At 55.0% G+C, this 19,609-nt stretch carries 20 protein-coding genes; 12 read left to right on the top strand and 8 right to left on the bottom strand.

What is annotated here, in order from left to right:
- Positions 1 to 5: 5 nt before the first annotated feature.
- Together moaD and TH468_RS09245 are read right to left on the bottom strand one after the other, a co-directional pair.
- On the bottom strand, positions 6 to 257 hold the full coding sequence (gene moaD, locus TH468_RS09240) for a molybdopterin converting factor subunit 1 (protein ID WP_085643455.1): 252 nt from the start codon (positions 255 to 257) through the stop codon (positions 6 to 8).
- An 84-nt stretch (positions 258 to 341) separates the two neighbouring features.
- Complete coding sequence (locus TH468_RS09245; RefSeq protein ID WP_246832275.1) at positions 342 to 1,286, bottom strand: LysR family transcriptional regulator; 945 nt, start codon at positions 1,284 to 1,286, stop codon at positions 342 to 344.
- 152 nt (positions 1,287 to 1,438) lie between these two features.
- Here TH468_RS09245 and TH468_RS09250 point away from each other — a divergent pair, with 152 nt between their 5' ends.
- The 10 genes from TH468_RS09250 (at position 1,439) to TH468_RS09295 (ending at position 11,851) form a co-directional block, all read left to right on the top strand.
- Entirely contained in the window at positions 1,439 to 2,311 is an 873-nt protein-coding gene (locus TH468_RS09250; RefSeq protein ID WP_085643459.1) for an ABC transporter permease, read from the top strand.
- Between the two features lie 10 nt (positions 2,312 to 2,321).
- Positions 2,322 to 3,131, top strand: a complete 810-nt coding sequence (locus TH468_RS09255; protein ID WP_085643461.1) for an ABC transporter permease — start codon at positions 2,322 to 2,324, stop codon at positions 3,129 to 3,131.
- 107 nt (positions 3,132 to 3,238) lie between these two features.
- Positions 3,239 to 4,393 carry a PotD/PotF family extracellular solute-binding protein gene (locus TH468_RS09260; RefSeq protein WP_085643463.1) on the top strand — a complete coding sequence of 385 codons (1,155 nt, stop codon included), beginning with the start codon at positions 3,239 to 3,241 and terminating at the stop codon, positions 4,391 to 4,393.
- Between the two features lie 91 nt (positions 4,394 to 4,484).
- Positions 4,485 to 5,582, top strand: a complete 1,098-nt coding sequence (locus TH468_RS09265) for an ABC transporter ATP-binding protein (protein ID WP_085643465.1) — start codon at positions 4,485 to 4,487, stop codon at positions 5,580 to 5,582.
- 23 nt (positions 5,583 to 5,605) lie between these two features.
- Positions 5,606 to 6,979, top strand: coding sequence for an aspartate aminotransferase family protein (locus tag TH468_RS09270; protein ID WP_085643467.1), 1,374 nt, complete (start codon positions 5,606 to 5,608; stop codon positions 6,977 to 6,979).
- On the top strand, positions 6,976 to 7,905 hold the full coding sequence (locus TH468_RS09275) for a 3-keto-5-aminohexanoate cleavage protein (protein ID WP_062953102.1): 930 nt from the start codon (positions 6,976 to 6,978) through the stop codon (positions 7,903 to 7,905). The genes TH468_RS09270 and TH468_RS09275 overlap by 4 nt, the downstream gene beginning before the upstream one ends.
- Positions 7,906 to 7,960: 55 nt before the next feature.
- Entirely contained in the window at positions 7,961 to 9,004 is a 1,044-nt protein-coding gene (locus tag TH468_RS09280; RefSeq protein WP_085643469.1) for a histone deacetylase family protein, read from the top strand.
- Positions 9,001 to 10,143 carry an FAD-binding oxidoreductase gene (locus TH468_RS09285; protein WP_085643471.1) on the top strand — a complete coding sequence of 381 codons (1,143 nt, stop codon included), beginning with the start codon at positions 9,001 to 9,003 and terminating at the stop codon, positions 10,141 to 10,143. Before TH468_RS09280 ends, TH468_RS09285 begins: the two co-directional genes overlap by 4 nt.
- A gap of 22 nt (positions 10,144 to 10,165) precedes the next feature.
- Positions 10,166 to 11,461, top strand: a complete 1,296-nt coding sequence (locus TH468_RS09290; protein ID WP_085643473.1) for an ArgE/DapE family deacylase — start codon at positions 10,166 to 10,168, stop codon at positions 11,459 to 11,461.
- Between the two features lie 42 nt (positions 11,462 to 11,503).
- Positions 11,504 to 11,851 (top strand): RidA family protein, encoded by a 348-nt coding sequence (locus TH468_RS09295; RefSeq protein ID WP_085643475.1) that lies wholly within the window; start codon positions 11,504 to 11,506, stop codon positions 11,849 to 11,851.
- 86 nt (positions 11,852 to 11,937) lie between these two features.
- Here TH468_RS09295 and TH468_RS09300 read toward each other — a convergent pair whose 3' ends face one another.
- Entirely contained in the window at positions 11,938 to 13,176 is a 1,239-nt protein-coding gene (locus tag TH468_RS09300; protein ID WP_085643477.1) for a bifunctional alpha/beta hydrolase/OsmC family protein, read from the bottom strand.
- Between the two features lie 101 nt (positions 13,177 to 13,277).
- Between TH468_RS09300 and TH468_RS09305 the strand changes: the two genes are divergently transcribed.
- A complete protein-coding gene (locus tag TH468_RS09305; RefSeq protein ID WP_085643479.1) occupies positions 13,278 to 13,787 on the top strand; it encodes a GNAT family N-acetyltransferase in 510 nt (169 codons plus the stop codon).
- Positions 13,788 to 13,844: 57 nt separating this feature from the next.
- Here the strand turns inward: TH468_RS09305 and TH468_RS09310 are convergent, their stop codons facing one another.
- The 3 genes from TH468_RS09310 to TH468_RS09320 form a co-directional block, all read right to left on the bottom strand.
- Entirely contained in the window at positions 13,845 to 14,345 is a 501-nt protein-coding gene (locus tag TH468_RS09310) for a thioesterase family protein (RefSeq protein WP_085643481.1), read from the bottom strand.
- Positions 14,342 to 15,292, bottom strand: coding sequence for an ornithine cyclodeaminase family protein (locus tag TH468_RS09315; RefSeq protein ID WP_085643483.1), 951 nt, complete (start codon positions 15,290 to 15,292; stop codon positions 14,342 to 14,344). The genes TH468_RS09310 and TH468_RS09315 overlap by 4 nt, the downstream gene beginning before the upstream one ends.
- A gap of 138 nt (positions 15,293 to 15,430) precedes the next feature.
- A complete protein-coding gene (locus TH468_RS09320; protein WP_085643485.1) occupies positions 15,431 to 16,282 on the bottom strand; it encodes an alpha/beta hydrolase in 852 nt (283 codons plus the stop codon).
- Between the two features lie 201 nt (positions 16,283 to 16,483).
- Between TH468_RS09320 and TH468_RS09325 the strand changes: the two genes are divergently transcribed.
- Complete coding sequence (locus TH468_RS09325; RefSeq protein ID WP_085643487.1) at positions 16,484 to 16,978, top strand: hypothetical protein; 495 nt, start codon at positions 16,484 to 16,486, stop codon at positions 16,976 to 16,978.
- A 9-nt stretch (positions 16,979 to 16,987) separates the two neighbouring features.
- Here the strand turns inward: TH468_RS09325 and TH468_RS09330 are convergent, their stop codons facing one another.
- Together TH468_RS09330 and TH468_RS09335 are read right to left on the bottom strand one after the other, a co-directional pair.
- On the bottom strand, positions 16,988 to 18,058 hold the full coding sequence (locus tag TH468_RS09330; RefSeq protein ID WP_085643489.1) for a D-TA family PLP-dependent enzyme: 1,071 nt from the start codon (positions 18,056 to 18,058) through the stop codon (positions 16,988 to 16,990).
- A 38-nt stretch (positions 18,059 to 18,096) separates the two neighbouring features.
- Positions 18,097 to 19,566, bottom strand: a complete 1,470-nt coding sequence (locus TH468_RS09335) for a M81 family metallopeptidase (RefSeq protein WP_085643654.1) — start codon at positions 19,564 to 19,566, stop codon at positions 18,097 to 18,099.
- Positions 19,567 to 19,609: the final 43 nt, after the last annotated feature.

The following is a 19,609-nucleotide window of genomic DNA, read 5'->3' on the forward strand; positions in this document are numbered from 1 at the left end:
TCGTTTTATCCGCCGGTTACCGGCGGAAACAGCGCGATCTCACTCGCACTGCGTACATCGCGATCGCCTTGCGCATATTCCTGATCAACTGCCACCCGGATAATCGCCGGATCGGCCAGCGCATCGGCGTAATTCGCCCCCCTGCCCGGCATCCATGCCAGAAGGTCGGCAACGGTTTTCACATTTTCCGGCAGTTCAATATCTTCCTCGGCCATGCCGATACGGTCTTTGACCCAGGAAAAATAAACCAGCTTCATCTTCTATCCCGTTCACTTCAGGTCTGTGCTTGGCCGCATGCTTGCGCAAACACCCGCAATCCGCAAGCCCCGATCACGTCCTGTTTACGGATAAACAAAATAACCATCCGGCGCACTGCCCAGCCGCCCGGTCAGGTTATCAATGAAAAACCGCTCCGCCCGGCCAAGCGACATGCGCGGATTGGTCACCAGATAGATATCAATTGCTGGCGGTGCGTCATAGGGTGGCAGGCGCCATAACTGCCCGCGTTCCATCGCATTTTGCACGACATGGATCGGTAACGGACCAATGCCAAGCCCGGCATTGATCAGGCGGCGCACTTCTTCAAGATGCGGGCTGGTGGCGATCACCTTTCCCTTCATGCCTTCGCGCGCGCGAAGAACAGCAACCGGGGCCAGCGCATCGGAAAGCTGATCGGTGGAGAACGATACAAATGCTTCGCTACGCAGATCGGCAAGCGTCAGGTTTTCCCGGCCAAACAAATGATGTGTCGGCCCGCAAAAGAACCCGAAATGTTCGCGATACAGTTTGCGATATTCCAGCCGGGGATGCTGTTCATTCACAAGACAGATGCCGAAACTTGCCTGTTGGGATAAAACCTGGCTTGTGACATGGGCGGATGTCGCGACATTGATTTCATAGGTGACTTCGGGATGTTCGCGATTGAATTCAAACAGCGCATCGTCAAGCGGCGGAAACACCACGTGACTTGCCAGCCACAAGTGCAAATGCCCGCTAAGCTGATTGCCACTGTCCGACATCACATCCGAAAGTCGGCCAATCGCCCCGCAAATCTCGCGACATTCATGATAAAGCGCCAATCCCTGTTCGGTGAACTCAAACCGGCCGCGTTCCCGGTCAATCAGGCGCGCGCCGATCTGATCTTCAAGCCGTTTAAGCGCATTGCTGACACTGGGCTGGCGCAAAAGCAGCCGGTTGGCCGCCCCGGTGATCGACCGTTCTTCGACAATCACCGTAAAGGTATGCAACAGGTTCCAGTCGAATTGCCGTTTTAAAAGGTCGCTCATTTCCCCACCCATAGCAATTGGCTATGCAATCCATTCTACTTATCTATTTGCGCTATGTGCAAGTCTGGGGTGAAATAGTCAGACATATTCATTCACGGCCAGATAACCGCGCATGGCAGGCAATTGCCAGAGCACAATAACGGGAGGCAAAAATGGCCGCAGATGTAGCCGGGGCACGCAGAACGCCCTGGGTCCTGCTGTCGCCGTCACTGGCGACGATATCGCTGCTATTGATCGTCCCGATGATGTTCATCGTGGTTTATTCATTCTGGCTGCGCACCGCAACCGGTGCCGATCAGGTCGGGTTTTATCTTGATAACTGGGTCGAAGCCCTTGGCGACCGGTTTTACCGCGACATTCTGTTTCAGACCTTTGCCATTGCCTTTTATACCACGGTGATCTGTGCGCTGGTTGGCTATATCCCGGCTTATTTCGTCGCCAACACGCCGATGAAATCGAAAACGTTCCTGCTGTTGATGCTGATGCTGCCCTTCTGGATCAGCTACATCATCCGCACCATGTCCTGGATCAACATCCTTGGCACTTCGGGCGCGCTCAACACATTGATGCTGTCGCTTGGCATCATCGATGAACCGATACAGATGCTTTATAACCAGACCACGGTTGTTCTAGGCCTTGTGCATTATCTGCTGCCCTTCATGATCCTGAATGTCTATGTCAGTCTGGATGGTATTGACAAAAACCTGACCGAAGCGGCCCAAAGCCTTGGCTGCACCGGCTGGCAGGCCTTCCGCGAAGTCACCCTGCCGCTGTCCTTCCCCGGTCTTGCTGCCGGATCCCTGTTATGTTTCGTGCTGGCCGCAGGCACCTATATCACCCCGATTGTTCTGGGTGGCCCGCGTGACGCAATGTTTGCCAATCTCGTGTTCGAGGCCATCGTGACACAGCTTAACTGGCCGCTGGGGTCCGCTCTTTCGCTTGTCCTGCTGGCGCTTCTGGGTGCGCTGGTTGTCATTTACACCCGTTATCTTGGCGTCGATCAGATCGCCAAAAGCTTCAAATAGGGGGAATGTAATGATGTCCGGCTGGTCCCTGATCCGTATCGCAACCATCCTTGTTTATCTGTTTCTGTTTGCCCCGGTCGCGGTTGTCATTCTGCTGGCCTTCAATGCCAACCAGTTCGGCAGTTTCCCGATTGAAGGTTTTTCGACACGCTGGTTCGAAGCATTATGGAACAACGATGCCATTATCCGTGCATTCAAAACGTCCCTGATACTCGGCGCGCTGACCAGTGCCATTTCAACGACACTAGGCACGCTCGCAGCCCTTGCCATGGTCAGGTACGATTTTCCGGGGAAGCGCTCAATCTCGACGCTTCTGGTTGCCCCAATCCTGATACCCGAAGTCGTCCTGGCTGTGGCTCTTTTGCTGTTTCTGCAATTCCTCTCCATGCCCAAAAGCTTTGGCCTGCTTTTGATGGGACATGTCGTATTTACCCTGCCCTTCGTGGTTCTGGTGGTTCAGGCGCGCCTTGTATCAATCCGGCGCGACGTCGAAGAAGCCGCCATGAGCCTTGGCGCAACTCCGATCCAGACTTTTTTTGAAATCACCCTGCCGCTGATGATGCCGGCTGTCATGGCCGGGATGCTATTTTCCTTCACCATCTCGTTTGACGACATCACCGGCACCCTGTTCTGGAAACCGGGCGGGGTTGAAACCGTCCCGACCCAGATTTTTGCCATGCTGCGCAATTCCATCAGCCCGGAAATCAATGCACTGGGGGCAGTGATGGTGATTTTCACCATTGCCTTGCCGCTGATTGCGACCGCAATCGCGCGTGTTGCATCGGCGCAAAAAATACGGGCACAGAAAACAACAGCATAACGCACAACCAGATACCGCGGGAAACCGCCAAAACCAACAACAAGACCCAAAAAGAAGACCACAAGACCGACAAGAAAACGGATAAAAACCTTTATCAGGAGGCCTAAATGGACGAGACGAAACGCTATGAACGCCTGCTTACCCGCCTCAAAGACGGTGATATCAACCGTCGCACTTTCCTGACCGTTCTGGGGGCTGCAGGTGTCACCGCCGGGATCACCGGTGGCCCGATGGGCATGCTGGCCCGCAACGCCCTTGCCGCAACACCAGAACAGGTCCGTTTTGATGGCTGGGGCGGCGTGGTATCCGAAGCATTCGAAAAATACGCCTTTGCCCCCTATACCGAAAAAACCGGTATCAAGGTCGTATCAGGCACCTTTGGCGGTGCGGATGAATATATTGCCCGCGTCAAGGCGGGCCAACCGGGCGAGTTCAACCTTGCCCACCTGTCGGGCGTGTTTGACTATGCCCGCTATCATGGTCTGGAACTGACGTCCGAACTGAACGAAGCCAATATTCCGAACCTGAAAAACGTCATTCCCGGCCTGATCGAACCGCTGCGCAAAATCACCGGCGGCACCATTTCGGCAGTCCCGTATGATTACGGCACCACCGGCATAGCCTATAACCGCAAATATATCAGCGACGATGAAGCCAAGGCCAAAGGTGCCAAGCTGATGGTCGATGAAGCTTACAAAGGCAAGATCGGCGGCTGGGGTGAATGGAAAACCCGCGTCTGGTACGGTGCCCTCCAATCCGATCAGGAGCCGAACGCGATCAAGGATATCGATGCCGTCTGGGACATGATCCGTGCCCATCGCGATCTCGCCCTGAAATACTGGAGCTCAGGGGCCGAACTGATGAGCCTTCTGGCCGAAGAAGAAATCTATGTCACCGAAGGCTGGTCCGGTCGCATCAAGGCATTGCAGGATCAGGGCCACGATATCGGCTATCACGACCCGAAAGGCGGTCTTGGCTGGCAGGAATGCCTGTTCGTTCTGCGCGGAAGCCCGATGGCCGCCTGTGAAGAACTTCTGAACTTCATGCTTGAACCCGAAGTCGCGATTGCGGTTGCCGAAGGCCAAAGCTATCCGCCGGCCCTTGATCCGCAGAAAGTCGAACTCGGCAAAGTCATCCCGACCCTGCCCGCGTTTGATCCATCCGGCACACTCAAGGAACTCAGCTTCTTTGATCCGGCCTACTGGAACGAAAACGAAGCCGACTGGTCGAAAACCTTCTCGCGGGTTCAGCGCGGCTACTAGGCCGGACTGATCGCATAAACCGGATCTCCGGTCGCTGGTTTCAAACTGGCGACCGGGGCACCACCGCCTTTTTCTGACAGGGTTATTTGTGATGGCTGACATCGAAAATGCGGTCGAACTGCAAAATGTCGTCAAGCGTTATGGCGAATTTACCGCCGTCCAACGCATGGACCTGACCGTGCCGGACAACAGTTTCGTGACCTTTCTGGGTCCGTCGGGCTGCGGCAAGACCACGACACTTCGCATGATTGCCGGACTGACCGACATTACCGAGGGTGACCTGCTGATCCGTGGCAAACGGGTCAATGCCCTGCCGATCCACAAACGCAATCTGGGTCTGGTGTTTCAGAACTACGCCCTGTTCCCGCATAAGTCGATTTACGACAATATCGCCTTTGGCCTGAAATACCGCAAAGTGTCCAAATCCGACATCCGCGACAAGGTCAATCGTGCCCTTGATCTCGTGCAACTGCCTCATGTCGCCGACAGGTATCCCAATCAGCTTTCCGGCGGACAGCAGCAGCGTATTGCACTGGCGCGTGCCATCGTGATCGAACCCGATGTGTTGTTGCTTGATGAACCGCTATCTGCCCTTGATGCCAACCTGCGTGAAGAAATGCGGGTCGAACTTAAACGCATTCAGCGCGAACTGGGTATTGCTACGGTTTTTGTGACCCACGATCAATCCGAAGCCCTTGCCATGTCCGACAAGCTGGTGGTGATGAATAACGGTGTCGTCGAACAGGAAGGCGCGCCTGAAGACGTTTATAACAATCCTGCATCGGCCTTTGTTGCCGACTTCCTTGGTCATTCCAATATCATTCCTGCCGCCCTTGGCACACCGGATGCGGCCTTTACCAATGTCGCCCTGCAAAGCGGGGAAACATTGCTGACGACATCCGAACAGACTGCCAAAGCCAACGGATCAACAGATGTCCGCGCCGTTATCCGCGCTGAAAAAATCGGCCTGTCGGATCAAAACGGTGCCACGGACGGTGTGATCGCCATCCCCGGCAGGATCAAAACGGTCGACTATCTGGGGCAGCAGGCCCGCTATTTCGTCACGGTCAATGGTCGTGACTGGCAGGTGATCAATCCGATTGATGCCCGCCCCCATCACGAAGGTGCCGATGTGTTCATGCACATTGCCGCCCGAAATTGTGTGTTGTTGCCCGGTCATCACGACTGACCGGATCTGGAGTGCCACCCGAAGTGACGCATGATAACCCCAAAACCGGCCATAACCGGGAATCCCGCCTGTTTTATCAAAGCCGTTCGCGCCGGCCGCTGATCGACCATGCCAAGGGCGTCTATATGTGGGATGTCGATGGCAAACGCTATATCGACGCCTCCAGCGGTGCGATGGTCAGCAATATCGGCCATAGCGACCCGCGCGTGATTGCCGCGATGAATGCGCAGCTTGAAAAGGCCAGCTTCGCCTATCGCCTGCATTTTGAAAATGATGCGGCCGAAAATCTGGCATTCCGCCTTGCCGAACGCGCACCGGGCGATCTTGAACGGGTATTCTTTGTCTCCGGCGGGTCCGAAGCTGTCGAAAGCTGCATCAAGCTTGCCCGTCAATATGCCCTGGCAAAGGGGCAAGCCCAGCGGACCAAGATCATTTCGCGTTTCCCCAGCTATCACGGTTCAACCCTTGGTGCGCTTGCCATCACCGGCTATACGCCGATGCACGCACCTTTTGCCCCGATGATGGTGGACCAACCCAAAATTCCGGCCCCGACCTGCTATCTGGATCGCGATGATCTGACTGATCATGAACGCGGCCTGAAATACGCCAACATGCTAGAGGCCGAAATACTCAAACAGGGCCCTGAAACCGTTCTTGGTTTCATCATGGAACCGGTTGGCGGAGCTGCGACCGGCGCGCTGGTCGCGCCTGACAGCTACTATGCCCGCATTCGTGAAATCTGCGATCAATACGGCATTCTTCTGATCTATGACGAGGTCATGACCGGTGCCGGGCGCACTGGCAAATATTTCGCTGCCGAACATTGGGGCATCACGCCTGATATTCTGGCCGTATCAAAGGGATTGGCGGCGGGTTATGCCCCGCTGGGTGCGATGATTGCGCCTGATCGCATTGTCGGACCGGTTCTGGATCATGGCGGGTTTATTCACGGTTATACCTATGCCGGAAATCCGATGGCCTGTGCGGCGGGCAACGCGGTTCTTGATGTTATCGACGAAGATAACCTTCTGGAAAATACCGCCCAAAGCGGGGCGGCATTGAAGGCCGAACTTGGCAAACTTGCCGATGAATTTCCGATCATCGGCGATGCGCGTGGCCTTGGATTGCTGCTTGCGGTCGAACTGGTCAAAGACCGCGAAACCATGGAACCGATTGATCCCAAACACCTTGCGGCTGCCCGCCTTGTGGACATTGCCTATGACAAGGGCCTGATCATTTACTGGCGTCACACCCGCGGCGGTTATCGCGGTGATCATGTGATGGTCTGCCCGCCCATGACGATCACACCCGATCAGTTTGACGACATCCTCATTCCGTTGCGCGCCGCCCTTGGCGACCTTCAGGACGAACTCACCCGTGCCGGAGCCTTCGCATGAGCCGGAAAGTCATCATCACCTGCGCAATCACCGGATCGGTTCACACCCCGTCCATGAGCCCGCATCTGCCAATCACCCCCGACCAGATTGCCGATCAGGCAATTGCGGCGGCAAATGCCGGGGCAGCCATCCTGCATCTGCATGCCCGCGATCCCGAAACCGGGTTTCCAAGCCCGGAACCGGCTGTTTTCGACCAATTCCTGCCACGCATCAAATCGGCTACCGATGCGGTGATCAACATTTCGACCGGCGGCGGCATGACCATGACGGTCAAGGACCGTATTCGTGCGGCAAAGCAGGCCGCGCCCGAAATGGCGTCGCTGAACATGGGCACGATGAATTTTGGCCTGTTCCCAGCCCTTGCCGGACGCAGCGACTGGAAACACGACTGGGAACCGAAATTTCTCGAAGACAGTCGTGATTTCGTATTCAAAAACACCTTTGCCGATATCGAAACCATTCTGGCCGATCTGGGTGATGCCAATGGCACAAGGTTTGAATTTGAATGTTATGACGTCGGGCATCTTTATACGCTGGCTCATTTTGTTGATCGCGGCCTGATCAAGGGTCCGATTTTCATTCAGTTCGTTCTGGGCGTTCTGGGGGGCATCGGGGCTGATCCCGATAACCTTGCCCATCTGAAACGCACCGCCGACAAACTTTTTGGCGATCAGTACCAGTTTTCGGTTCTGGGTGCCGGCCGTCATCAGATGCCGCTTGCCACGATGTCGGCCACCATGGGCGGTCATGTCCGGGTCGGACTTGAAGATAACCTGTATCTGCGCAAGGGCGAACTGGCCCCGGACAACGCATCACAAGTTCGCAAAATCCGTGAAGTTCTCGACGGGTTATCCCTTGAAATCGCAACTCCGGACGAAGCCCGCACCATGCTGGGCCTGAAAGGTGCCGATCAGGTCGCCTTTTAGGAAATAACAAACTGCCACCAACACCACGACGCAAAGCCAACGAAAGGCGGCGCCCATGATGCATGCCTATTTCTCAGCCGATCAGCTTCGCCATCACGGCCAGACATTCATGGTCGCAGGCGAAGCACGGCCAATCCCCGAAGTCCCCGAACGGGCGGAAATCCTGACCACGGCCGTCAAACGGCTTGGCCTTGATTTGCGTAACCCTGATGATTTCGGCATGGGTCCGATTGCCGCCATTCATGCGCCGGAATATCTGAAATTCCTGCAAACCATCCATGCCGAATGGAAGGTTTTTGGTGGTTCTGATCTGGTCGTACCCGGCATTCATCCGTTTGACCGGCTTGGCCCCTATCCAAGATCCCCGGCGGGCAAGGCCGGTTTTCATATGGGCGATACATCCTGCCCGATATCGGCAACCACCTGGCAATCGGCCTATGCCAGTGCGCAAACCGCGATTGCCGCCACCCGCCGCGTCCGCGATGAAAATGCCCAATCGGCCTATGCCCTGTGCCGCCCGCCCGGCCACCATGCCAGCCGCGATATTGCTGGTGGTTTTTGTTACCTGAACAACAGCGCGATTGCCGCACAGGAACTGCGCGCCAAATACGACCGGGTTGCGATCCTTGATGTCGATCTGCATCATGGTAACGGCACGCAGCATATTTTCTATGCCCGTGATGATGTCATGACGCTGTCGATCCATGCCGATCCACGCGATTTCTATCCGTTTTTCTGGGGCCATGCCGAAGAATGCGGACAGGATGCCGGGCTTGGTTTCAACCACAATTATCCCCTGCCCCTTGGCAGCGGCGATGATGCGTTTCTGTCCGCCCTTGATCGTGCGCTTGTCATGATTGATCATTTCAGCGCCGATGCGGTTGTCATCGCACTGGGGCTGGATGCATCATCGGATGATCCGTTTGGCGGATTGGCAGTCACACCCGGCGGATTTGCCAAAATCGGCGAAAAAATTGGCGGCATCAATCTGCCAACCGTGCTAGTGCAGGAAGGTGGTTATGTCAGTAACACACTGGCTGAAAACCTTTTTCAGTTTATCAGCGCCTTTCACGGCACCACCGCATGGAGCCCCAAATGAAAACATCCGATATCCTGATCATTGGCGGCGGTATTGCCGGCATGTCAGCAGCCTATTTTCTCGCCAAACGTGGAAAATCCGTCACGGTTCTCGAACGCGAAGATCAGCCCGGCTATCACAGCACCGGCCGGTCAGCCGCTCTATACAGCGAAACCTACGGCCCGAAAATCATCCGCAAGATGTCGACCGCCAGCCGTGACTTTTTCCTGAACCCGCCCGAAGGTTTCACCGAAAATCCGATCCTGACCCCGCGTGGTGTGATACTGACCGCTGCCCACGGCAATGAAGGCGCAATTGACGAACTGCTTACCGAAGGCCGCGCGAATGGCGCGAATGTTGTCGCCCTGACAGCCGATGACATCAAAAAACTGATCCCGATCCTAAACACCGATCTGATCGCATGCGGTGCCCTTGAAACCGATGCCATGGATATTGATGTTCATGCGCTGCATTGGGGCTTTATCCGCCATTTCAAAAAACTTGGCGGTGATCTGGTCGTCAATGCCGGCGTCAGTACAATCACAAAGACCGCCACCGGTTGGCAGGTCACGGCGGGTGGCGAAACCTATGAGGCGCAAATCCTCGTCAACGCATCCGGTGCCTGGGCGGATGAAATCGCAAAACTGGCGGGCGTTACCCCGTTGGGTATTACCCCCAAACGTCGTACGGCGGTGATGGTTGATCTGCCATCTGATGTCAATGCGCATGGCTGGCACATGGTGTCAGACTTGGGCGAAGGCCTGTATTTCAAGGAAGATGCCGGTCGCCTTCTGGTATCGCCATCCGATGCGACACCGACGGTTCCCCATGATGTCCAGCCCGAAGAACTCGATATCGCCATCACGATTGACCGCCTGATGACGGCAACCACGCTTAAGGTCAATCGACCCGGCGAAGCTTGGGCGGGCTTGCGCAGCTTCTTTGCCGATGGCGATCCGGTATCGGCGTTCGATCCGGATTCGGATGACTTTTACTGGCTTGCCGGTCAGGGCGGCTATGGCATTCAAACCGCCCCGGCCATGGGCGAATATGCCGCCAGCCTGATTTGCGGCGATGGCATTCCGGACCGGATGGTGAAACTTGGCGTGACCGAAGGTGCCCTTGCCGCCACCCGCCCCGGCCTTGCCCGCACCGCGTAAGGAAGAATACGGAAATCGTGCCATGAACCATTTTGATCGCAATGAACTGCGCAGTGCCGTTGCCAATCGCCGGGATCGTGCAATTGACGATCTGTGTGCCTTGGTTCGCCATGACAGCCTTCTGGGCAATGAAACATCGGCCCAGAACTGGGTTGCGGATCGTTTTGCCGATATGGGGCTTTCGGTCGAACGGGTTGCAATCAATATTGACGAATTGCGCGATTTACCGGGCTTTTCCCCACCGGTTACGACGGAATATAACGGACGGGAAAATATCGTCGGCATTCATCAACCGGCCAAACAAACCGGACGCAGCCTGATTTTAAACGGGCATATCGATGTCGTGCCGACCGGACCGGTGGCGCAATGGCGACGCGGACCGTTTGATCCCTATGTCGAACGCGACTGGCTTTATGGCCGTGGGGCTGGCGATATGAAGGCCGGCATCATTGCCTATTGTAACGCCCTTGCCGCCCTTCATGATCTGGGGCTTGAGCCCGCCGCCCCGGTGATCCTGCAATCGGTTGTCGAAGAAGAATGTACCGGCAATGGCGCGCTGGCCTGCCTGCATGCCGGGTATCGCGCCGATTGTGCGATCATTCCCGAACCGTTCAATCAAACATTGATGACCGCCCAGCTTGGCGTGATGTGGTTTCAGCTTCACATCACGGGAAGTCCGGCGCATGTGCTTGATACCTCAGCCGGAAGCAACGCGATCGAGGCGGCCTTTGGCTTTTTCGAAACCCTGAAAGAAGTCGAAGACATCTGGAACCACCCCACCCACCGTCATGCGGCCTATGGTGCTCATGTCCATCCGGTGAACTTCAATCTGGGCAAGATCGAAGGTGGTGAATGGGCATCGACCGTACCGCCGGTTTGTTCGGCCGATATCCGTGTCGGGTTTTATCCCGGTATGGAATTATCCAAGGTCCGCGAAACCATCGAGGCGGTTGCACAAAGTGCGATGGAAAATCATCCGGCCTGCAAGGGGGCAGAATTCAAGATAACCTATCGCGGTTTTCAGGCCGAGGGATGCGTGATGGACGAAACCCATCCAATGATGACGATGATCGGCGACATCCATCACGAAGTCACCGGCAATGCGATCAAAAACTATGCTTCCACCGCGACAACGGATGCGCGGTTCTTCCAGATTTACGGCAATATCCCGGCCACCTGTTATGGCCCGAAAGTCGAACGAATTCATGGCATTGACGAACGGGTCTCGATTTCCAGCATGATGGAAGTCACCGAAGTCCTTGCCCTGTTTATTGCCGACTGGTGCGGCGTTACCAAACGTGATAATCACGCCGCATAATCATACCAAAACCCAATCATATCTTGATATCAGGAGACTTTGATGAGTATTCAGCGTTTTCACACCGGCCCCCGCATGAGCCAGGCCGTTGTCCATGGTAACACCATCTATCTTGCCGGTCAGGTTGGCGAACCGGGCAGTGACGTCACCAACCAGACCAAGGAATGCCTTGCCAAGGTTGATGCGCTTCTGGCCGAATGCGGCGCGTCAAAGGAAAACATCCTGTCGACCACCATCTGGCTTGCCGATATGGCCGACTTCGCGAAAATGAACGAAATCTGGGATGCATGGGTCCCGCAGGGTCACACCCCGGCACGTGCATGCGGCGAAGCCAAACTTGCCACCCCGGACTATCTGGTTGAATTCATCGTGATTGCGGCAAAACCGTAGTCCGGTCACTTCCGACCCGAATACAAAACGCCCGGCTGATTTCGCCGGGCGTTTTTATTTTGGCCATTTGTAAGGGAATATGAATTCTACCGATCCCGCTCGTCCCGTGTCACGATCAGCGACTTGGCTTCCAGCGTGCGATGCACCGGGCATTTATTGGCAATCGCGATCAGCTTTCCCCGGACTTCCTCGGTAAAATCACCATGCAGGGTAATGATCCGTTCGAACCGGTCGATCTTGCCGCCCTTTTGTTCGAACTCTGCCCCGCATTCCATACAATCACTTGCGTGGATTTTATCATGTCTGACTTCAACCCGAATGCCATCAACCGGTATCTGTTTCTGATCGGCATACATCCGTATGGTCATGACAGTACATGACCCAAGGGCGGCTGCCAGAAAATCATAAGGTGACGGTCCGCTGTCAAACCCACCAACATCTTCGGGCTCATCGGCCAGCATTCTGTGATGCCCGGCCAGAACCATCGCCTGAAACTTGCCAAGCCCGGTTTCACGCACCACGACGGCACCGTCCGGCACTTCGTCATTTACCGGGTCTTCGTCGGTAATATAACGCTTGGCCCAGGCGCTGATCACCTCGGCGGCATAGGTCGCATCATCTGGATCACGTAACAAATGATCGGCACTATCAAGCGACACAAAGCTTTTCGGATGCTTGGCTGCATCAAAAATCCGCGCCGCATTTTCGATGCCCACCGTCTGATCCATCGGCGCATGCAGAACCAGCAACGCCTTGTGCAATTTGCCGACCGATTTTTCGATATTGTGGGCGCGCAGATCATCAATGAAATGCTTTTTGATCACAAAGGGCCGCCCGCTTAACGAAACTTCGGCCTGCCCGTCGCGTTCGATATCTTCAAGGTAACTTGCGAAATTATGGGTCACATGCTCGACATCGGCGGGCGCACCAATCGTTGCAACCGCGGTTGCTTCGGGCACGCTATCGGCCACGGCCAAAACCGCCGCCCCGCCCAACGAATGCCCGATCAGCAAACGGGGGGCGGCAAATTCATGCCGAAGGAAATCAGCCGCACGTTTCAGGTCATCCAGATTGGATGTGAAATTGGTTGATGCAAAATCACCGCCCGACCCGCCAAGCCCGGTAAAGTCAAACCGCAAGACCCCAATCCCCTGCATGGTCAGTGACTGGGCGATCTTGCGTGCCGCCGTCAGGTCCTTGGAGCATGTAAAGCAATGCGCAAACAGCGCATAGGCCCTAACCGGCCCCGTTGGCAAATCCAACCGTGCCGAAAGCTGTGCCCCCAGTGCACCTTCAAAGCTAAGCTTAATCGGCCTTACAGCCATATCGGACCTCCGCTGCCGGTGTTTCGCGAATTCGTTATTTGTTTACACACGTTCTGCGTTAGCATGCGTATCCGCCACCACGAAACCAAGGGTAATACAGTATGACAATACTGGAAACCAAAAGAACGCTTGTCCGTCATGCCACCCATGATGATGCTCCCTTTATCCTGCAACTGCTGAACGAACCGGGCTGGATCCGGTTTATCGGGGATCGCAACATTCGGGATATTGATGCCGCTCGTGACTATATCGATGAACGGCTTCTCAGCAGCTATCTGAAACACGGTTTCGGGCTCTATATCGTGGACGAAAAAGCAACGCATACCGCAATCGGTCTATGCGGCTTTGTCAAACGCGATACCCTTGATGCGCCCGATATCGGCTATGCCATTACCGAAAGCCATCATGGCATGGGCTATGCGTTTGAAGTCAGTACCGCCCTGATCGACTATGGTCACGATACGCTGGGCTTTGATCGGATATTTGGCTATACGCTGCCGGAAAATACCGTATCGCTGAAACTTCTCGCCAAACTGGGCCTGACCTATGAACGGGATCAGGACGTCAATAATAGTGGTGAAATCTGCAAGCTGTTTGTAAAGGTCGCCTGAACGCAAAAACCCGCATCTGATGATGCGGGTTTGCTCATTTCGGAGCATTGAAAATCGTTATTCCTTGCGGCGAATACCGATCTTGCGACCGACACCCGTTGGCACCGGCAAATCGCGATGCGCCTCACAGATCAGATCAAGCGTCTTTTGAATGTCATCGGGAAAGGGTGCCGACCGACGCGTTTCCATATCGATATGCATCGTGATGATTTCATTGGTCGCCGAAAGCCACCCTTCAGTCCCGTGGCGCAATTCGTGATACATGTGAATGCGTTTGTGATCGCAATCAAGAATTTGCGTATGGATCACGAACGGGTGGTTAAGGTGAATTTCCCGGTCATAGGTAATGTGCATTTCAAGCGCAAAGGTCGAAAATCCGCGCCGTTCGGGATAAGTCCGCCCCATACCGACCCCGTCCAGAAACGCCACAGATCCCAGATCAAAACCAACCACGTAATACCCGACATTCACATGCCCGTTAAAATCGATCCAGTCCTGCGGTACCGTCCCGCGATAGCTTTCCAGCATCTCCGGGGCAAAAAGGTCGGTACGGATCATTTACCGGCCTTTCCCACTGCATCGACAACCGCGACTGCTGCGACAAAATCTTCCAGCGAATGACCGACGGATTTGAAAACGGTGCATTCTGCATCGGTTTGGCGTCCCTTGACCTCACCAAGCGTCAGACCAAACAGATCGCCGAGAATATCCGATTTGGCAATCGATCCGGCATTTAACGGCTGCACCACATCACCGCCTTCGGCCCCGGCCCCTTCAAAACTATCAACATAAATCCGGCATTTCTGCATCAGGGCATCATCGGTTTCGCGCATGGTCGGCTTGAATGCCCCGACCAGATCAACATGCGTCCCCTCACGAAGCCATTCACCGCGCACCAGCGGCTCGGTCGAAAGTGTCGCGCATGAAATCAGATCGGCACTCCTGCAGGCCGTTTCCAAATCATCCGTGCCCACCGCCTCAAACCCAAGGGTGGCGGTTTCGGCTGCTAATGCGCGGGCCTTGTCGCCATTGCGGTTCCAGATCGTGACCTTTTTGATCGGACGCACCGAGGCATGCGCATTAATCAGATTGGGTGCCATCGCCCCGGAACCGACCATGACCATTTCGCGGGCGTCCTTGCGTGCAAGGTAATCCGACGCCAATGCCGATGCCGCCGCCGTCCGGCGTGTGGTCAGTTTGGTGCCGTCAATCACGGCGGATGGTTGCCCGGTGACCGCATCAAGCAGGATATAAGTCCCCGAAACAGCCGGCAGGTTACGCGCCGAATTGCCCGGCACCACGGCGGCAACCTTCACCCCGGCCGCGCCATCCTTTTGCCAGGCAGGCATGATCAGAAACGTCGCGTCATCCTCATTGCTGCGTTCCATGTTGAAATGGCTTCGCAACGGAGCTTCGCAACCTTCGGCAAATCCTTTGCGCAGCGCCTCAACCAGATCACGGGGTGAGACGAATTTATCGATTTCTTCGGCAGAGATGAAACGCATGGGCCTTCCTGTAAATTTATTTTCGATTTCAGCATGGTAGCGTGGATATCTTATACCACGTCAAAGGACATGCGTCACAGGATCGCACACTGTTTTTCACTTTGTTTCCGGTGAAAAATCTTCCCCAAAAGGGTGAAATTAACGCTGCAAAAAACGTTTAAAATGGCCAAACAGTGAACCGGTGCCAAGATAAAGTTCTTCAAGCACCGTGAAATGGTTCGCCCCCCATGCCTTATAAACCGGAACATGCAGCCCTTCCCGACTGCAATAGGCGGCATAAGCATCGCTTTGGCGGACAAATTCCGGGCTTTCGTTACTGCCGACCACGACCATCATTTTGATGTCGTGTGGGACGGCATCAAGCATCGGTGAATTATCAGCCGCCGTCGCGGCATTAAGCCGCACATCGTTGTTGATACTGGTGAACCGGATCGGTTCCAGATCAAAAACCCCGGAAACCGGAACAACCGCACAAAACGGATAGGCATCATTAAGGGTATCTTCCCAATGATGGACCGCGAGGCGCGCGACAATCTGCCCGCCTGCCGAATGACCGGAAATGCTGATACGATCCCGGTCCCCGTTAAATTCGCCGATATTCTGGCAAATGAAGGTCATGCAACGGATCGCCTGCCGGGTGATTTCCGCCACCGTCACATCCGGGCAAAGATCATAATTCGCACAAATGACAGTAAAGCCCGCGGCATTCAGGTCGCGGGCAACAAACGCATAGTCCTTTTTGTCCTGGCTTCGCCAATAACCGCCATGAAAAAACACATGCACCGGTGCGTCCGGCTCGGCCGCCGGGTAAACATCCATGGTTTCCTTTGACCCGTCCCCATAGCGGATATCGGTCATGTGGTGGACACTTGCCCGTGTGTCGTCGGACAACCGAACAAAGCGGTCAAAACAGGTCATATATTCCGGCACGGTTTCGCGCGGATTATACTGCCATTCAAGTTCGGCAAGGGTAAAACCACCCCAACTCATCTGAACCTCGTTTGCGTTGCCCGACCGGAATCATTGCTGCCATATCAAACCTGTCGGGCAATCTTTCTTTATTTTTCAGGTTTTTGCAAATGCTACGCTAAGGTTCTTCACGCAATGCGATACAAATGCGGTCGTGATTGCAAGACCTGAAAGGCAATGGCAGAATATCGAAAATCAATTTTAAAATCAGTTGGATAGACCATGAGCAACCGCAAAACCCAAAGCCCGTTCCCCGCCGATGACACGGATCGCAACCAGATTTGGGAAATGCTGGTGCCACGCGACATCGCAGCCTTCGTCGCGGCCGACTGGTCCATGGTTCAAGATGACTTCAAGGCAAACGGCTTTTACGCGATTGATGCCTGTATATCCGACGATCCTGATGACTGGAAAATGATGTTTCCCGATCTGGCCGCCTATCGTGATGAATGGCTGCGTCAGGCGGTTGCAGCACAGAAAATCGACTATGCCGAAGACCTGTTTGACGCGGTTTTCCGGGCCACAGACCTTTCGAAAATCGATATCACCGGCAACCGTGCACTGGTGCGCAAACATTTCAACGGCACCATAAAAAAAGCAGACGGATCAACCGACCGTCTGCTTTGGAAAACCCATTATTACTGTGAAAAACAGTCTGATGGAAAATGGCAGATTACCGGTTTCACCGGCTATCTGCCCAACCATGATCCGGCATAAAAACCGGCCTTAAAGCACGCAACCACGCGCGGCAACATCAACTGTTTCGATATCGCCATCGCGCACCAGATGCACCTGATCAAGCATGTTGCTGACGACGCAGACATGGTTCGGGATGATTTCAATCCGCTGGCCAATCTCGAACGGCTGTGTCGCCGGATCAAAATGCAGAATGCCATGTTCTTCCGAAAGCGATTTGACCGCGACATCGGGGTACCCGACGACATAGCCATATCCTTCAAGGCCCAGCAAATCGGATGTCAGAACCTTTGACCCGGCATCAATGATCGCCCGGCCCGGGGTTGGCAAGGATACGATCTCACTCAACACCCGAAGCGCGCAATCATCTTCCTTGCAAACGCCGCGCGCCATAAGGGACCGGTCATTATAGATGTAAGTTCCGATGCGATGTTCGGTCACGGACGGTACTTCGTGGGCCAGCCACATATCGGGTGTCCCGCCGGAACTGCGCACCGGGCATTCAATATCAATCGCATCCAGTTCCTTCATGGCCGTGGTAAAAAATGCCTCAACCTTGGCACCACCGCCGGTCGCCGGATAGGTCATTATCCCGGCAAAACTGATCCCCGGCAATGATTTGATTTTCTTTGCCAGTTCAACGGCTTCTGCCGGGTTTTGCACCCCGCAGCGCCCGCCGCCGGTATCGCATTCGATCAGGATTTCAAGCGGCTTGGCACTGTCGGCAAAGGTCTTGGACAATCCTTCAACCACAACCGCATTATCGGCCACCACGCGCAGGCTTTTTACGCGGTTAAACAATGCCCGCAGACGTGCAAGCTTGCGTTCGCCCAAAACGTTATAGGTCAGAAGAATATCATCCAGCCCCGCATCTGCCATCACCTCGGCCTCGCCGATTTTCTGGCAGGTGATGCCAATCGCACCTGCCTTCATCTGCTGGGCGGCGAAGGCAGGGATTTTATGGGTTTTGATATGCGGACGCAGCCCGATCCCGTGCTTGTCGCAATAAGCCTGATAGCTTTCGATATTTCGGTCAACGATATCAAGATCAACAACCGCGCACGGCGTATCAAGTTCGGGATATTGGGGCATTCCGGTCATCGGGGCAGCGTCCTTATCAAATCAGGTGGTGGCAGAAATCAGCTTGCGATGGCCGCAAACGGATCATCGACAATCGGCCAAAGCGGGCGTGTCACATGGCGATATCCGTTGGTTTTGGGATCGGACGGATAAGGTCCGTGGACATCGACATAAATGATCTCGCCCGCGATCTTGGCGAACGCATCGTAGAAGTGATTGGTCGATTTGATAAACAGATATTTTTTCGCCGTCGGATCAATGCCCATATTCGAAAACAGGCTGGGATCGAAACTTTGCGATCTGTTCGAATTCAGGATCACCTCTCCCCCACCCGGAAGCTCGATCACCGCGCAATCACCCAGCGGTACGATGCTGTCACCGAAATACTGCCATGAGTCGCGCCGGATTTTTTTCACCCGCACTTCGGCATCAATCGGTGCCCCGGCATGTGCACCGGTTTTCCCGCCGAAGCGTAACGGCAATGTCGCGCACTCGCCGGCCGATATGCAAATCCGAACCGCCATCGGGTCCCAGATGGTGCCAACCGCAAAATCACGAAGCCCGCGCGCCATTACGGCCCGCAGCAAAATCGTGCTGTCACCCGGAACACCGCCACCCGGATTATCCCAGACATCGGTCAGAACAATCGGTCGTGCGTCGCTTGCCAATGCCTGATCAAGCGCGACATCCGCTGTTACAAAACTTGGCCGTGTCGTACCACGGAACCCGAAAAGCTCCTGACCCAGTTTTTGGGCAATCTCGTTTGCCTTGGCCGGATCATTATCGGTGGTCACAATCACCTTGGCACCAAGATCAGGCACATCACCGGCCATAAATCCGTGAATAAACGATACCGAAAGGACATCACCCGCCCCCTCCATCGCCTTGGCCCGGTCAATAAAGGACCGCATCGGTTCGCGTGACGTCGGTAGAACTTCGATCATATGACAGTCAAAAACCGCCTTGGTCGGCTTGATCTCGCCACGAAGCGTGCGCAATACCAAATCAACCACCGAACGCCCGGCATCGACAAAATCGGTATGGGGGAACTCCTTGAACGCAACGATAATATCGGCGTTCGCAATGCGCTGTTCGGTCAGGTGGCTGTGCGGATCATAACTGGTGCCGATAATAACGTCGGGCCCGACAATGTCGCGAACACGCGAAATCAGATCACCTTCACAATCCAGATATCCTTGCGCCACCATCGCCCCGTGCAGGCCCAGAATAACCGCATCAACCGGCATCGCCGCACGCAACTGACCCAGAACCTCGTCGCGCAATTGTTCATAGGTTTCCCGATTGACCAATCCTCCCGGCTCGGCCCAGGTGGCCGTACCCTCGATCAGGTCCCAGCCTTCCTTTGCCGCCCGCACGCGCGCCTCGGTAAAGACGGCACTGCACAGCGTCGGGGTTACCGGATGCTGTCCGGGCGGTGCATAGAAGCTTTCCTTGAAATCGGAAAAATCGGTACGCAACGGCGAGAATGTATTGGTTTCGGTCGCAATAGAGGCGCAAAAAATCCTCATGACCCCATCCTTTTTGTTCTTTGTAATCATCATATTTTATGTG

Source organism: Thalassospira sp. MCCC 1A03138 (assembly GCF_002115785.1).
GTDB lineage: Bacteria > Pseudomonadota > Alphaproteobacteria > Rhodospirillales > Thalassospiraceae > Thalassospira.